1 protein-coding gene is annotated in these 811 nt (G+C 76.3%); it reads left to right on the top strand.

Features of this window, described 5'->3' with window-relative positions; translation table 11 throughout:
* A partial coding sequence (locus DQW85_RS22075) for an FG-GAP repeat protein (protein WP_205315307.1) occupies positions 1-811 on the top strand: 811 nt, incomplete at both ends.

Raw genomic sequence — 811 nt, 5'->3', positions numbered from 1 at the left:
GTTCGGCGCCGCGCTGGCGGCCGGCGACCTGGACGGCGACGGGCGCGACGAGCTGGCCGTGGGCGCGCCCACCCGGGGCAGGGGCGGCGCGGTCGTCGTCTACTGGATGAAGGGACGACGGCCGCAGGAGATCACCCAGCGGGCGCCGTGGGTCCGGCAGGCGGCGAACATCACCGACCAGTGGGGCGCGGCGCTCGCGACGGGCGACTTCGACGGTGACGGCCGGGAGGAGCTGGCCGTGGGCTCGCCCGCCGACACTGTCACCATGGACGGCCAGGGCTCGGTCACCGTGCTCGACGTGCGGCGCCGCAGGGCGTACGCCCTCACGCAGAGCAGCCCGGGGATCAAGGGGTCGGCCGAGAAGTGGGACGGCTTCGGCGCGGCGCTCACGTCCGGCGACTTCGACGCGAACGGCCGCGACGACCTGGTCATCGGGGTGCCCAGCGAGGGGCTGAGCGCCAACCAGCGGGCCATGGACTACGGCGACGGCGCCGTGCACGTGATCTACGGCGGCCGGGCAGGGCTGCGCGGCGCGCGGAGCGAGATGTGGACGCAGCGGCTGCTCAGCGGGCAGCCGCGCTACTACGACCGGTTCGGGGCGGCACTGGCCGCCGGCGACTTCAACGGCGACGGCGACGACGAGCTGGCCGTCGGCGTGCCGGGCGAGAACTCGGTCCAGGTGCTGGCCTCGGACCGCGCCGGCGGGCTGACCCGCCACGGAGACGTGATCATCAAGGGCCGCGGCTCCGTGCCGGCGGCGCTGCCCGCGCCCGGCGGTCGCTACCGGCTGCTGGCCGCGCGGCCCGCGGTG

Source organism: Nonomuraea lactucae (assembly GCF_003313395.1).
GTDB lineage: Bacteria > Actinomycetota > Actinomycetes > Streptosporangiales > Streptosporangiaceae > Nonomuraea > Nonomuraea lactucae.
Note: the sequence above shows the minus strand (reverse complement) of the source record. Positions and strands in the feature narration are given on the sequence as shown.